Origin of the sequence: Vibrio sp. 1-Bac 57 (assembly GCF_037546855.1) — a bacterium.
Taxonomy (GTDB): Bacteria; Pseudomonadota; Gammaproteobacteria; order Enterobacterales; family Psychromonadaceae; genus Psychromonas.
The window spans coordinates 1-15,302 of the sequence record NZ_JALAAC010000054.1; the positions used below are offsets into that span (position 1 = coordinate 1).

Annotated in this window: 8 protein-coding genes; 3 read left to right on the plus strand and 5 right to left on the minus strand. The window is 36.2% G+C overall.

Going from position 1 to position 15,302, the window contains the following annotated elements; genetic code table 11:
* Positions 1 to 59: 59 nt before the first annotated feature.
* The gene (mdoH, locus tag MT391_RS19625) at positions 60 to 2,222 is read right to left on the minus strand and encodes a glucans biosynthesis glucosyltransferase MdoH (RefSeq protein ID WP_499499711.1); all 2,163 of its coding nucleotides are present in this window, start codon (positions 2,220 to 2,222) and stop codon (positions 60 to 62) included.
* Positions 2,210 to 3,721 carry an OpgD/OpgG family glucan biosynthesis protein gene (locus MT391_RS19630; RefSeq protein WP_499499723.1) on the minus strand — a complete coding sequence of 504 codons (1,512 nt, stop codon included), beginning with the start codon at positions 3,719 to 3,721 and terminating at the stop codon, positions 2,210 to 2,212. The genes mdoH and MT391_RS19630 overlap by 13 nt, the downstream gene beginning before the upstream one ends.
* Positions 3,722 to 4,623: 902 nt before the next feature.
* Between MT391_RS19630 and MT391_RS19635 the strand changes: the two genes are divergently transcribed.
* Positions 4,624 to 5,430, plus strand: a complete 807-nt coding sequence (locus MT391_RS19635) for a Cof-type HAD-IIB family hydrolase (RefSeq protein WP_499499712.1) — start codon at positions 4,624 to 4,626, stop codon at positions 5,428 to 5,430.
* 224 nt (positions 5,431 to 5,654) lie between these two features.
* Here MT391_RS19635 and MT391_RS19640 read toward each other — a convergent pair whose 3' ends face one another.
* The gene (locus MT391_RS19640) at positions 5,655 to 7,292 is read right to left on the minus strand and encodes a cation:proton antiporter domain-containing protein (RefSeq protein WP_499499714.1); all 1,638 of its coding nucleotides are present in this window, start codon (positions 7,290 to 7,292) and stop codon (positions 5,655 to 5,657) included.
* A gap of 336 nt (positions 7,293 to 7,628) precedes the next feature.
* Between MT391_RS19640 and nhaD the strand changes: the two genes are divergently transcribed.
* Positions 7,629 to 8,993, plus strand: a complete 1,365-nt coding sequence (gene nhaD, locus MT391_RS19645; RefSeq protein WP_499499715.1) for a sodium:proton antiporter NhaD — start codon at positions 7,629 to 7,631, stop codon at positions 8,991 to 8,993.
* Positions 8,994 to 9,417: 424 nt separating this feature from the next.
* Complete coding sequence (locus tag MT391_RS19650) at positions 9,418 to 10,149, plus strand: metal-dependent hydrolase (RefSeq protein ID WP_499499717.1); 732 nt, start codon at positions 9,418 to 9,420, stop codon at positions 10,147 to 10,149.
* 149 nt (positions 10,150 to 10,298) lie between these two features.
* On the opposite strand, the gene MT391_RS19655 is transcribed toward MT391_RS19650, so the two are convergent.
* Together MT391_RS19655 and MT391_RS19660 are read right to left on the minus strand one after the other, a co-directional pair.
* Positions 10,299 to 13,739 carry a DUF3427 domain-containing protein gene (locus MT391_RS19655; protein ID WP_499499719.1) on the minus strand — a complete coding sequence of 1,147 codons (3,441 nt, stop codon included), beginning with the start codon at positions 13,737 to 13,739 and terminating at the stop codon, positions 10,299 to 10,301.
* A gap of 13 nt (positions 13,740 to 13,752) precedes the next feature.
* Positions 13,753 to 14,151, minus strand: a complete 399-nt coding sequence (locus MT391_RS19660) for a (deoxy)nucleoside triphosphate pyrophosphohydrolase (RefSeq protein ID WP_205963129.1) — start codon at positions 14,149 to 14,151, stop codon at positions 13,753 to 13,755.
* Positions 14,152 to 15,302: the final 1,151 nt, after the last annotated feature.

Genomic DNA, 15,302 nt, shown 5'->3' on the forward strand with positions numbered 1-15,302 from the left:
AAATAAAGCAGTGCTCAGCAATAATTAGATTGCTTAGCGCTGCTTTACCTATCCCCCTATCACTCAGCAGGTAAACGCGATAACGCCTTGAATAGCTCCGGAGTTGCTAGTACAAGTGCTTGTTCTTGTTTAGTTAAATAACTAACCGCTTCACTAATTGTTGTCGCTTCATTTATCTTCATGGTTGCCGTGGCTTCAATAGAACTAACTTGTCCAAGAGGACGTGGCGGAACAGGATCAATAAACGCTAAATGGAGTGCGTGCCAATGTGGATCACTGACTAATTCCACTAAATCAGGGCAAACCTTTATAGATTCTTCATAAATAAGTGAAATATCATCCATCGATTGACGAATAGCCGGCCTTTCAGTTTCATCAGGCGTACGTAGCAAGTGCAGTTTTTTTAGCAATGCGCCTAACCTCCAAGATCCCGTTAACATAGATAAAGGTACTGACAGTAACATGCCAGCAATCGCAGGTGACAACCACGCTAATAATGCTAAAGAATTGAAATAAGCTGCTACGGTTAAAAATACACCAAACGTCATATGCCAACGATGTCGGTATATTAAGTATTTAATCGGCAAGCTACCATCGCCACGACGTTGCGGGTTCCAGCCTGAATCTTGTCCAATTAAAATCGACATAACCGCACCACTATGAATCAACATCATAATAGGAGCGATCAATGCTGACATGATCACTTCAAGGATAAAACTAAACGTTAATACAATAAAACCACCAGCACGCTTCCTTGATTTTGCATCGACAAGGTATGAAATAAAGCCCAGCGTTTTAGGCGTAAATAAAATAACCATGGTAAAAATAAATAAACTCAATGCACGCGCAGCATCCATTGTTGGCCAAGATGGAAAGAATGAAAATTCATTCGCAAAATATTCGGGTCGAATATATTCAGCTTGTAAAGAAAGCCCTAACCCCACCATGATCAGCAACAGCCATAATGGTGAAGCTAAATAAGACATCACTCCCGTCAACAGGTGCATGCGACTCACCCAATGCAGACCTTTTGCGGTAATAACACGACTATGCTGAAGATTACCTTGGCACCATCGACGGTCTCGAATAGCAAGATCAGTCATAGATGGAGGACACTCTTCATAGGAACCACCGAGATCCGACGCAATAATCACACTCCAACCAGCACGTCGAATTAACGCCGCTTCCACAAAATCATGGCTAAGAATATGTCCACCAAAAGGAGGAGGTCCTTTAAGGTCTGGCAACCCCGCAGCAGACATAAACGCTTCGCGACGAATAATTGCATTATGCCCCCAAAAATTACCTTCTTTATCCGTCCACCAAGCAAGGCCAGTACCGACCACAGGACCATACACACAGGTTGCAAACTGCTGTAATCTCGCCATCAACGTGGTGCCATTAATTAACTGAGGAATAGTTTGAATTAAACCGGTATCAGGATCTGCTTCCATACGACGCGCCAACTCTACTATGGTATCGGCTTCCATTAAGCTATCGGCATCTAAAACTAATAAATGCGCATAATTACTGCCCCAGCGACGACAAAAATCACCGACATTCCCCGCTTTTCTTGCGCTATTTTTAGGGCGGCGGCGATAATAAACATTAACCGTTTTACCAATACGCTGACGCAGTAAATGAAATCCCGCTTCTTCAGCTAAAATAATATCGGGGTCAGTGCTATCACTAATAACAAACCAATCAAAGGCGTTGCCCTCTCCAAGGTTACCGATAGCAGATTCCATGACTTCAATAGAAGCAAATATTTGCTCAGGTGCTTCGTTATAAGTAGGCATTAACACGGCAGTTCGACTCATCAACTTAGTACTTAAACGCTCAGGAACCGATCGCCTGTGAGCAAGCACTAAAAAGAACCCCACTATCGAACCACTAAACGCAACGGTGATCCAACTAAACGTTAAACCAAATAATAACAGGAATAAATACTGAACAAAGGTCGCCTGTTCAATTGTCAGTACCGAGCGCATTTCATTAATGCCCCATACAGATAACAATAAAGCAGAACCTAATACTAACCAGCGTCGCCATGCATGGGAACGGCAACCATTTTCATTAATTGACGAGTGTTTATGTTTAACATTAAAAGATCCTAAAGATTGAGCAGCCATATCACCGATATTTTCATCGGGCATACCCTGCTTAATATCAAATGCACTAGGTTGAGGTTCGGCGACTTTTGAAGAGCTTAATTTGTCCATTGATACATCCACGTTTCGGCTTTACGACCATCGGAAAACTGTAAGTCTAAGCGCAGCTCAATCAACTCAACATCCAAGGGATCTAATTCAAAAGTAACGCGGTAGCCATTATTATGTGGATTGTCAGTTACGACGATATTATGAACCTCACCAGCAGAATTTTTTATAGCTGCTTTAGGCGTTTGTTGATTGTCATTATTAGCGGGATTAGGGAACGTATAATCAATAACAAACAAGCGTTTTGGTGTGGGTCCATTAATGCCTGCACGGCCACTTTTTGTAGATTCGACGATCGCTTCGCCTTGTTCAACGGTGGGCTTTTTACCCCAGAATAATCGATACGAAAATTGATACTCAGAACCAGCGGGAATAACTTCACTAGGAGACCAATAAGCCACAATATTGTCATTGATTTCGGACTCAGTTGGAATTTCTACCAACACAACCGCTCCCTTCGCCCAATTACCCACAGGTTCTACCCATAAACTTGGACGACGCTCGTAATGTGCTTCTAAATCTTGAAAATTATTAAAATCACGATCACGCTGAACTAAACCAAAACCTAAGGGCGCATTATCTGCAAAAGCACTAATTTGTAGGTTGGTAGGGTTTCGTAACGGACGCCATAGACGTTCACCACGGCCATTAAGAATTAATAATCCATCGGAATCATGAACACGTGGACGAAAATCATCAACGTTTTCTCGACCATAAGAAGAAAACATAAACATGCTTGTTTCAGCGGCTAAACCTACTTTGTCTAAATCAACTCGTGGGAAAAGTGTTGCTTCAATGTCCATCACGGTGTTGTCACCGGGGCGAATGGTAAATCGATAAGCTCCCGTTGTACTCGGACTATCTAACAGCGCATAGACAACAATTGACGTACTCTCAATTGAAGGTTTTTCAATCCAAAAGGCACGAAAACTAGGAAACTCCTCACCTTCAGGGTCCGCAGTTTTTAACGCCAAACCACGAGATGATAATCCATAGGCTTGGCTCTTACCTAAAGATCTAAAATAACTGCCTCCCTGAAAAACTGCCAATTCATCAAAGTAGTCAGCATTATTCAACGGATTATGAAGACGCAATCCGGCAAACCCAATATCCCCCGTTGGTAATGGCTTTTGCATCACTTCCCCCGTCGTAAACATACTAGGGTCATAACGTAAATGAGTCGATTTACCGTCATCTACAATCGCTATTTCAACGGTTTCTTTAAAGTAAAACCCTCGATGAAAAAGTTGCATTTGAAATGGCAACTCACTATTAGACCAAATAGAAGAGGCAGGATTGAAGCGAATATCTCTATATTCGTCGTAATTCAACTCTTGCAAACTGGCAGGTAGAGTAAGGTCAGGTTCTTGGTAAGGTACTTTAGCTAATTTACGCGCTATCCCTGCAACAGTATTACGGTCAAATTTACCGTTAAGCGTATAAAGTGGTTTAGCTGAATCCATCTCTTTTGATGGTTCTGTTTGCGCAGCTAAGGAAACCATTGAAAACGATAAACTGGGTAACAAAACACTTATTACACTTAGGTTTTTCCAAAAATTAAAACGTAAAGACTTATATAATAATGACATATATTTAAACTCTTAAGTTATGGGTAAAAGCCCTGTCTGTTCTGGTTTAACAGGTACTCTAGTTAAGTCGAAGGGCCACTAATTAGCGATGGCTGAAAAGACAACCAGCTAAGTAGGTGAAATCTTATTAAATTTTAAAATGCAACATGAAAGCCTATGATTTTATTTGATTTATCTTTCAAATTTCTTATCCGAATTTATGTTTAAAGGTAATAAATAAATGCTAATACAGTAAAAGTTAAGACAACTTCCATTGATTGAAAAACTACCTATTAAGTGGATACATAATCAACAAATTCACAAGGGTTAAGTTGATAAAAAAATGACTTTCATAACTATCGACTACGAAAGAAACTATAAGTTCTAAAATAATCATCAAATACAGTCCGCAAAAATAAACATCACTATCAGCCGTTGTTAAGCTTCAGTGTATTGGCTTGTTTGTAATAACCCCACTGACATCAATAAATCCAAGCAATTAAACTAAGTAATTAAATTAAGTAGTTAAATTAAGTAGTTAAATTAAGTAGTTAAACCATGTAATTAAACAGGTGGGAAAATAGAAGCCTCTAAACCCTAGTACGGTCATTTTATTGAAGTATCACAATCAATTTTATTTACGAAATAAGCTATCAGTTATGATAAAAATCACCATAACGATTACCTTAATAATTACTTTCAAAATCACCTTTACAAGGCAGAAATAAAGAATTTCAGGATCAAAGAGGTAGAAGAGCAGATGACATTTGTAAGTTGCATTTTGCGGTAATAAGGTTGAGTATATTAATCACTTACCAATCAAATAGAGAATGTATATGTATCAAATTGTTGCATCAGATCTCGATGGCACTTTATTGACATCGGAACACCAAATTACCACTTATACCAAACAGATCCTCACGCAATTACATCAACAGGGAAAATCCTTTATATTTGCTACCGGCCGCCATCATGTAGATGTTGCAGCCATGCGTAAGCAAGTGGGTATTCCGGCTTTTATGATCACCTCTAACGGCGCGCGTGTTCATGACAGTGATAATACCCTCATTTTTCAACAAAACATTGCAGCAGATACAATACAAAGCATCATGAAAATATTAGCGGCAGATAAAGCACTGCAAGCTAACTTATATCAAAATGATGATTGGTTAGTGAGCAGAGAAGATTTTTACGATACTAGTAACGAAGCGCATTTTTCTTATAAAGTATTTGATATCAACAACCCACCTGTAGAAGGAGTTGCAAAGATCTTCATCAAGCACGAACAAAAAGACCACGACAAACTAGCCTTATTAGAAACTCAACTAAATGCTAAGTTTGCGGATAAAGTGCATATCACCTTCTCTTCTCCAAATTGTCTGGAAATTATGGATAAAGGTGTTTCTAAAGGGCATGCATTGCAAGCGATAGCTAAAATGAAAGGTTATGAATTAAAGGACTGTATTGCCTTTGGTGATGGAATGAATGATTTTGAAATGCTATCGATGGCAGGCAAAGGTTTAATTATGGAAACTGCACACCATAAAGTTAAAGAAGCGTTACCAAACCTAGAAGTAATTGGTCGAAGTGATGATGAAGCGGTCGCAAATTATCTTGCAAAGAATTTGTTAGTGCAGCAATAAGAGTTATACAGAATTATTTACAGGGTCTTACAGCCCCCAGTAAATAACCTTTCTCAGTCACTGAGCAGAACAAAAACAAGTTTACGGCAAATGGAATTGCAGCAAACTTGCTTGTAACTAGATTTTTTAACTAGACCTTCTAGCAAGACCACACCCAGTAGTTAAAACTTCTGACAATCCATTATAAAGTCATTTAACAATGTTATAAGAATGGTCAACTAGCCTTATTGTGCAGTTACAGTCATTGACGAACGGAGTTCTTTAACCTGTTGACTTTGTTTTACTAACAGCATTGCCGTTTCATGTTGTGCATGCACAAATGAGCTAATAGCAAGATCCGATAACTCTTCTTTATCATCTAATGAGTTAATCTTCACAATCAGATTTGCTTGCGGATGATATTCCAATACGGATTCGCAAATAATTTTGATATTTCTAATTGAGTTTACCGTCAAGATAACACTAGAAGACAGCTCGACTTTGAGCGATTCCAATACGGGTTGCTTGTCTAAATGACCAAAATACGCTTGATAACCTCTTTTTCTAGCCACTAAAACATGCTGTAAGTTATCGGAAATGATCAAGAAACTTTGGTTTTTAGCGTGTAACTCTTTAGCCACAATTCGCCCTAAGGTATCAAAACCACAAATAATCGTATGTTGCTCAATAGTAACCGGCGTAATTTTATCCGCCTCAAAAAACTCAGTGACAAACAAAGCTGACAGCTTGTAGATGTTATTGACCATAAATGGCGTGATAATCATCGACAATACAGTAACCAAAATAAGAAAACCGCCTAACTCTTGTGATAATAGGTTTTGGCTAGTGGCTAATGCAAAAATAGCAAAAGAGAATTCTCCGACCTGACAAAGCGCTAATGCCGACTTTATCGAGTCACTTTTGTTCGATTCTTGTCTTATCAAAAAATACACAACGGTGGCTTTAACCAACATCGCGGATACAAGAACACCTGCTACTAAATGTAAATGAGTTAAAAAATACATCACATCTATTTTGGTGCCAATCGAAAAGAAAAATGCGCCTAGTAGAAGATCTTTATAGGAAGCAATATCAGACTCCACTTTCACATGAAAGTGACTTTCTGCAATGATCATACCTGCAATAAAAGCACCTAAAGAGTAAGTGAATCCCATTTCATGAGCAAGTAACGAAGCACCTAATACAATGGTTAACACAGAACCGAGGAACATCTCTTCCATGCGAGCACGGCTTGAAAAGTGTAATAGCCATTCAATGATTTTTTTGCCTAAAGTAAACATAAATGCGATCACTAAACAGGCATAAACAGCTGTTTTTAACAAGACATCGCCAACTGACAACCCTTCTTTTGCTAGGAACCCAATCAACAACAATATAGGGATAACCGCTAAGTCCTGAAAGATTAAAATCGCCACCGACTTTTCACCATAAGGTGTGACAATGTCTTTGGATTTTTTAAGGTATGTCACCACAATGGCAGTGGATGACAAACTAAAGGCTAAAGCAATAATAATTGCTGAAGTGGTATCAAGTTTAACTAAGTAAAAAGCGATTAAAAAGGTGATCGCAGAGCTGGCGACCACTTGCACAAAACCATTCAAAAAAATAATTTTTCTCAACTTCTTTAGTTTAGAAAAAGACATCTCTAAACCAATGGTAAACATCAAAAAGACGATACCAAATTCACCAATCAACTCTAGTGATGAAAGATCAGCATGACCATTAAAATCAAAAATATTACTGATGATTGTGCCAGTGATGATGTAACCCACTATGTGTGAAATAGCGAATTTAGTTAGCACAATATTAATAATGCTAGCGATGGCTAAAGAGATAGCGATGATGATAAGAATCGAGTCCATGAAGGGCCTTAAGTGACAGTCCGAGTTATCACAATATATAACGTAGATCACATTTTACAAACTATTTTTTAACAATAAAAAAGCCCATCTCAATGATGAATCAAAAAACATCAAGCCCTAATTCTGTCAATATCAACAAGGATAAGCACTTATATGAAATAGTTATTTTCTAAATCATCATACAAATGAACAATAAATTGACCGAAGATAAGGTTTTAAACAAAAAAGCGATTAAACTTTTAAGCTTCAGATTAATAACGTAAAAAAACCTTTCTTAAAATTTGTCCAGATAATAATAAAAATTGATGAGTGCTTGCACTATTTAAAGGAGATAAAATGACAACGAAAATAGAAGGCGTAGAAGGTGTAGTTCATGCCGTTGATTTAGCGGTTAGACCATTTGGTTGGCTATTATTAACCATCTTCGTCGTAGGATATTACTTTATTGCAGCCGAAGAAAAGTATCATATCAACAAAGCAAAACCTGCTCTTTTTACTGGTACATTCATGTTTATGTTACTCGGTGGATACTACGCAGTTAACGGACTCGATTTCAGAGCATTTGATACTGAAATTGCACACTTAATATTAGAAATTGCAGAGATTTTCTTCTTCTTATTTGTAGCGATGACCTTCATCGAAGCGCTGATTGAAAGAAATGTATTTGATGCATTAAAAGAAAAACTGCTTAAATCTGGTTTTAGCTATCAGAAACTGTTCTGGGTAACCGGCTTTTTAGCCTTCTTTATCTCACCAGTAGCCGATAACTTAACAACCGCCCTTATTCTCTCCACCGTGTTGATTACCATAGAAAAAAATAACAAAGCCTTTCTTGTGCCAGCGGCTATCAATATCGTTGTTGCCGCGAATGCAGGCGGTGCATGGTCACCATTTGGTGATATTACAACCTTAATGGCATGGTCAGCAGGTAAAGGTTCATTCATTGACTTCTTATTCCTCTTTCCTGCATCTATTACTGGTTGGGCTGTTACCGCTTTCTTACTTTCTCGCTTTGTGCCTAAAGGTCGTCCAGCCAAAGTTGAAGGTGCAGAACCCGTTAAAATTCACAAGGGTGGTAAAGTGATTGTTGGCCTTGGTATTTTCACTATTGCGTCAGCAGTATTAGGAAAGCAATTGATGCATTTACCTCCAATGTGGGGCATGTTATTTGGCCTTTCATTATTACAGCTTTATGCATACACACTAAAAAAATACCATAACAATGACATTCAAATTTATAAGTCTGTTTCAAAAGTTGAAAATGACACGCTACTTTTTTTCTTTGGTATTCTGGCCGCCGTTGGCGCACTTCACTTTGCAGGTTTCTTAAATCATGCAGCAAAACTTTATACTATGTTTGATCCTATGTACGTCAATGTTGGTGTCGGTTTCTTATCTGCCATTGTTGATAACGTACCTGTAATGTCAGCGGTATTAAAATCATCACCGGATATTCCGTTAGCACAATGGATGCTAGTAACATTAACGGCAGGTGTCGGCGGCAGTATGATCTCATTTGGCTCTGCAGCAGGTGTTGGTGTGATGGGCAAATTAAAAGGCGTTTATACCTTTGGTGCGCACATGAAATATTCTTGGACTATCCTCGTTGGATATTTTGCTTCGGTGATTGTTTGGTATTTGCAATATGAAGTACTTGGTTTGTATATAAAACCCGCTATACATCTTGTAACAATCCACTAGTTCGCTCTATAAATAAGTAAATAAGTACTTTAACTAAGTAACTATGTAACTATGTAATTAAGTAACTAAGTAGTTAAAGTACTTATTAAAAATCCAACATGGTCTCAGCTAAGAACATGTTGGTTCATTCACAAAGCTATTTATTCGCCTATCCATTTACTCCCTTCCTAACTACTCACGACTGAACTAGCTACTCAACTTTATCCCACACAGCCACCTAATCAATTAGCCTATTTGAGTTATCATCTCGATTTCGATTACAACTATAGCTGTAACTAAAGCTAAAACGATTGATCAAAGTATCTTCTTTATAGCTGTTAATAAATTGCAACCTATTAATATTCAGACATTTAAGACGATTTTCCATTCTTAAATGTAATGTGAGTTGCTAGAATGCCCTCAAACTATTCTAGAGAAGAAAATAATGGCTAATTTCAATACGCATTTTAATGTTGCAGCAATTAGTACCGGTCTCGGTGCAGCAGCGCTTTTATCCGCTGATCATATCAACCTTAATACAGCACTTGGCCTTTGGTTTTTAGGCACAATAGGTGGGCTATTACCAGACATTGATTCTGACAACTCAACATCGTTAGATATTATTTTTAACTTGTTTGCATTCAGTGCCGTCTTAATCGTACTCAGGTACGTGAGCAGTGACATGATCAGCTTTGTTGAGTTTGAACAATTAAGTTTAATCGAACTTATTGCAATACCATTAGTGGTGTACGCAGTGATGCGCTACTTAGTCAGACCTATTTTTGAAAAAATAACCGTGCATAGAGGAAGTTGCCATTCACTGTCATTTGTTCTTTTAATTGCACTGTTTACAACGCAAATTATATGGCGGTTAGCGCCACAAACATCAGAACAATCAGTATTCATTGCTTGGTTGGCTGGCGGCTTTGTATTCCTAGGAGGATTCATTCATCTAACATTAGACGAACTGTATAGCGTAGATTTAAGTAATGTCACTATTAAACGTTCTTTTGGATCGGCACTGAAACTGGCTGATTTTAAAAACAAAAGTTTAACGTTATTAAAGGTACTTTCGATTATAGCATTAGTCTATACAGCCCCTTCTCCCGACCAAACTATCAATGCATTAAGCGACTGGTCAAAACTAAAATTAAGCCCCTATTCTACAGTTTCATGATAATTGTGATGTTGGGGTAGTTAATATGCCCACTCAAGAAATAGAAACATAATCTCTTATTCTTCAATGGGCCTAATTGTTTTAGAAAACTCTAATATACTGATTATGTTGTGATTTTAATAATAGTATCTTCAATCAAAGTTCGCTAATCATTGATCTAACACAGTCACAAACTCGCCAACAATTCGCATATTTTCACAATCTTCTTCATGAAGAACAATGTCCTCAAACTTTGATTCTGTAGAGTTTGGTTTTAATAAAATAACCGAATGTTCCCACTCTCCATCATCAGAAGCTCTTTTTTCACTGGCATAGGTTTTAATAGTAAATGATGAATTATATTCCTCGTCATCTTTCCCATAATTTTCAACAATCACAATTTTACCATTTCGAGAGCCACCAAGTGACTCTCGAAATATACAAATAGAATTGTTCTTGATACGACGATTCATTGATTCACCAATGACTCTACAGGCAAAATACTTTTGTTCTGTTGAGTACTGGTCTGGTACTTCAAGCATCTTAAAATCTTTGTTTTCTTGCATTTCGCTAAATGAACCTGCGGCCGCATAAAAGTCATAAAATGGGATTACATTTTGTTCTTTATCATCTGCAATATTGATAACAGAAGACGGTTGCTGCATATCTAAAGCAGCAGTTTTTTTGATTTCAATAACTTCTTTGACTTCTTTTTCTCGAAGATAATGATACATTTCATCAGAGACTGGTGTTGATAAATTTAAAACAAATCTAACAACTGGCACTTCTTTACCATTACTTGAACTCATAGAAGTTTGTTCAACTCTACTTTGGTCTGGTTCAACGTCTCCCATATAGTAAAACTCAATTCCCTCATCATTGCTTTTTTTGATAAACAACGGCAGTCTAATGTTTCCCTTATTACCCAGTATTGATTGCACATCATTACTTGCTAATTTACGTTTAGATTTGGACATCCAAAAGAATTCTTTGTTATTGATAAATTCATCTTCATACTTGATTGAATCTGAAATATCTTCATCTTTATGATAGTTAACAAATATCGGACAATGTGTATTATCAGCACTAACAAGATAGCCACCGACATTTTGAGCGACAGGATTTATTTCTACATTCAATATTCTAAAAACGTCTTTTCTGGAATATTTTTGATACAAAGAAAAACCATCTCGCCAGTTTTCACTTTGATAATGCCGATTAAATTGATGAATAGCGTAATCAATGGAGTCTTGTAAACACAGTGCGAACCATTCATGTGTTAGTAGTGACTTGAATTCATTGCTTAATTGAAAATGGCCATTACTCAGCGTTAAGATATTTAGCCCATAAATTTCATTAAGCGTAAGTAATTTTCCTGCGCTTTTTTCACGAATAAATTTAAAATTAAGGTTAGTAAAACTCGACTCTACGGTCTTATCTGAAACCTCATAATGGTATTGAGTAGATATAATCGCTTTTAATTCTGAAATGGTGCAGGTATCTTTCTGTAGTAACTCATTGAGCAGTACACTTTCTTCAATTCTCTTGCCGTTATTGATCTCATTAGTAAAAAATTCAAGCAGTTTTACGGCTTTCTCTGAAAGTGAATGAGTAAAGTCCTTTTCAATTTTACATACAAAATTAAAAAATGATTTTGAATAATCTACATACAAAAATGGATCCCGTGAACCATGCTCAATAAAATCCATCATCAAGGGTATTCGGCCAAGCTTATATTTTAAAAGGCGATAATCCTTTTTTAAATCAGTAAGGGTTTTCATATTCGCAGAATCAATTGAGGCAAAAATTCGTTCTTTAGTAATGGCATCAAAATTGATTGTTGAACTTCCAGGGATCAGCCTGCTACCACTCGATATTGAACGACGTAATGTATCTTTGTTATATGAGTTATCTCCGTAAAGCGCAATTGGGATAAGGTAATTGTTACTGTAGTTTCCAATGAAATCAATAACGGTAAGGTATCCTTTTCCTTCTACTTTACGTAAGCCTCGCCCTAGTTGCTGAACAAATATGATTGCAGATTCTGTAGGACGTATCATTATGATTTGATTCACTTTTGGAATATCAATCCCTTCATTAAAAATATCGACGGTGAAGATATAATCTAATTTTTCAGTTAAATCATCAGACTCCAAAAGATGTATTGCATGACTTCTTTCATCTTCAGAGCTTTCACCCGATAGAGCCAAACAACTAAAACCTTTTTTCTTAAACATTTCAGCTAACTTTTTTGACTCTTCGTTTCTTGAGCAAAATACTAGGCCTCGAGTAATACCGTTATCAGAACCATAGAATTGAGCATGTTCAATAATATGTTCAACTCTTTTATCCGAAGAAAGCAATGCAAAATCTCGTGTATTTTCTTGTACAACACCACCAACCATTAGATCGGCGACACCGTAATAATGGAAGTTACTTAACATGCCCTCTTCCATCGCTCTATTTAAGCGAATTTCATAGGCAATGTTATGATCAAATAAGCTAAAGATATCTTCACCATCGGTTCTTTCTGGTGTAGCAGTCATGCCCAGTAAAAATTTAGGTTCGAAGTGTTTGATCAGTTTTTTGTACGACTCAGTTGCAGATCGATGAGACTCATCAATAACGATATAATCGAAATAGCTTTTGTCGAATTGATCCAAGTGACTTTGTTTGGAAATAGTTTGTACGGTGGAAAATAGGAAGTCTTTATCCGATTCTTGTTGGGATCCAGAGTAGATTCCCATTGTTTTATCTGATCCAAAAATATTCTGAAATGTTTGCAATGATTTTAGTGCGATAGTACGACGATGCACAACAAACAATAATCGAATTGGTTTAAAAGCTTGTGCATCAAACGCTGATAAATAGGTTTTACCTGTCCCTGTTGCAGAAATAAGTAGCGCTTTGGTCGCTCCCTTGTTTCTCAAGTTATTAATATTGATTAAGGCCTCTTCCTGCATAGAATTTGGTGATATGACAGGTTTAATAAATACTGATTCATGTGCTTTAGAAAGTAATTTTTGTTTGTTATAGATAACTTCATAAGCATCAATATACGATAAAGTTACAGGAGACCCATTTTGAAAATCTGCATCAAATTCTCCAACGATTTTTTCAACAATACTACTAGAATGTAGCGCTGATACTTTCAGGTTCCATTCTTTATTTGTCGCCAATGCAGAAGCAGTTAAATTACTACTACCTATAATGAGATTGTAATATTCCGATTTTTTAAACAAATAACCCTTTGAATGAGAATTTTCTTTGGTGGCTATACGCAGTTCGATATTAGTGAATTTCAGCAGCTTTTTTAGCGCTTCAGGTTGCGTAAAGTTTAAGTATTGCGAAACAACAACTTTACCTTTCACCCCTTTATTTTCAAGTTCTTTAAAGGCATTTATTAAAGTAGCAATACCGCTGGTAGTAACAAATGCAACGGAAATATAAAATTCATCACAATAGCGTAATTCCTCTAAAATCGTAGACAGCACTTTTTGTGGAGGGCTCTTTTTATTGACCAATAATGTTGGTTGATACAACTTGTCTGAAATTGACTCTTTATCAACAAAACCAGTTTGTAAGCTTTTACTTAGTTCATCTAATATCATATTTTTAGAACTCTTATATCTGCTCTGTTTGTAACTTTTCAACTATTGGAATATCAGCGGCAGCCCAATCAAGCATGTGTAACTGATCGATTTTCAGCCACTTTTGATCTGTATGCTCAGTAAGGGTTATATCCTTGTTCTCAACAGGACAAATGAAAGAGTGCATGGTGATGAAGAAATCCGGATATTGATGATGAACGGTATTGAAAAATTGAGGGTCGATAATATCTAAATGAAGCTCTTCTTTAATTTCTCTAATGATTGCTGACTCTTTTGTTTCTCCAAGCTCTATTTTACCACCAGGAAATTCATATTTTTTAGATATATAGTCAAATTTGGCAGGCCCACGTTGAACACAAAGTGTTTCATCACCATATTGGATAATTGCAGCAACTACATTTAATTTTTTCAAAAAGATTCCTTAATAGATAATTTTTAAGATAAACGCTCTAGCCAGAGATGATGCTCAGAGGTTAAATCACTTAAACTCTAAGGTTCTTAATACAATATACTCCCTATAATTTTTACACTTTAATGCTTTTATTATTTTAATTTCAAGGAGTTGTTTTGTTCATCAGTGCTTTAGCATCAGTTATACCTTGGTTACATTCTTTTTCATACCCATGAGCTTCAATAATCTACAAATCGTATCCTTAATGTTAATAAGTTGAATTAAGCTCTGAACTAAAGCAGGTGGCAACACGTTGCTTAGAAGCTTGATTAATCAAAGTATCCCTATCAGTCATGCATTATTTGAATAGATATTGACTCGGGGCAAATACGCACTCTATTTGTTAACCTAGCATTACTTATAATTCTGTGTTTTTTATTTCATATATAAAACATAAGGAATTAATATAAAAACAAAATCTTCCTTTATTATTTGAATCTAAGTTTTCACCTTTCACTTTTTCTTTTCTAAAAATCATCCCACACTCTTTTTTTACAAACCCACCGTAAAATTTCGATTATTTTGAGTAAACTATTAATGGTGACCTATGGACACCATTAAATCGTACTATCGCTATTAAAATGTATTCAACTTTATAAACCAAATTCTTAAAGAATCTTTAAACTCCTCAAATAAGTTTCAAATTTTAACTGTTATTTTAATAATTTGGATCTATTTATTAAGTATAAAAATGCTTATCTTAAGTAGTTTACAGCAAAATATATTTCGTTTTTTAATACTGTTTTTTTGTTTTTGTAAGTAAATGACAACGAATTATTTAGTTTTTTTAAAGTAATTATAAATACAATAATAACGCTCAGCACTTTTATTCTCGTTAGTATTTTGTTTATTTCTATTGGCTTTTTTATTTAAATTTTATTACCACTTAATGCGCTTATAAGCATTGCTCTCATTGACTTGTCTGCTTGATAAAAAGAAGACATTTACTGCTTTTCAGCTACTTATCTTCACTTTAAAAACAAGTTAATCATTATCCTTCCAATCATAAAAAACACATCTAACCACTGTTATTACTGGGTTTACTCATTAGCACCACAAAGTGAACCATTTCTTCATTCCATCCGTATCACTGTATTTATGATGCACAAATG

What these genes read in the sequence shown, in the direction of transcription:
- MT391_RS19640 (WP_499499714.1), bottom strand. Translation starts at nt 7,292, where the DNA reads ATGGACTCGATTCTTATCATCATCGCTATCTCTTTAGCCATCGCTAGC.
- MT391_RS19655 (WP_499499719.1), bottom strand. Translation starts at nt 13,739, where the DNA reads ATGATATTAGATGAACTAAGTAAAAGCTTACAAACTGGTTTTGTTGAT.
- MT391_RS19635 (WP_499499712.1), top strand. Translation starts at nt 4,624, where the DNA reads ATGTATCAAATTGTTGCATCAGATCTCGATGGCACTTTATTGACATCG.
- mdoH (WP_499499711.1), bottom strand. Translation starts at nt 2,222, where the DNA reads ATGGACAAATTAAGCTCTTCAAAAGTCGCCGAACCTCAACCTAGTGCA.
- MT391_RS19650 (WP_499499717.1), top strand. Translation starts at nt 9,418, where the DNA reads ATGGCTAATTTCAATACGCATTTTAATGTTGCAGCAATTAGTACCGGT.
- nhaD (WP_499499715.1), top strand. Translation starts at nt 7,629, where the DNA reads ATGACAACGAAAATAGAAGGCGTAGAAGGTGTAGTTCATGCCGTTGAT.
- MT391_RS19630 (WP_499499723.1), bottom strand. Translation starts at nt 3,721, where the DNA reads ATGGTTTCCTTAGCTGCGCAAACAGAACCATCAAAAGAGATGGATTCA.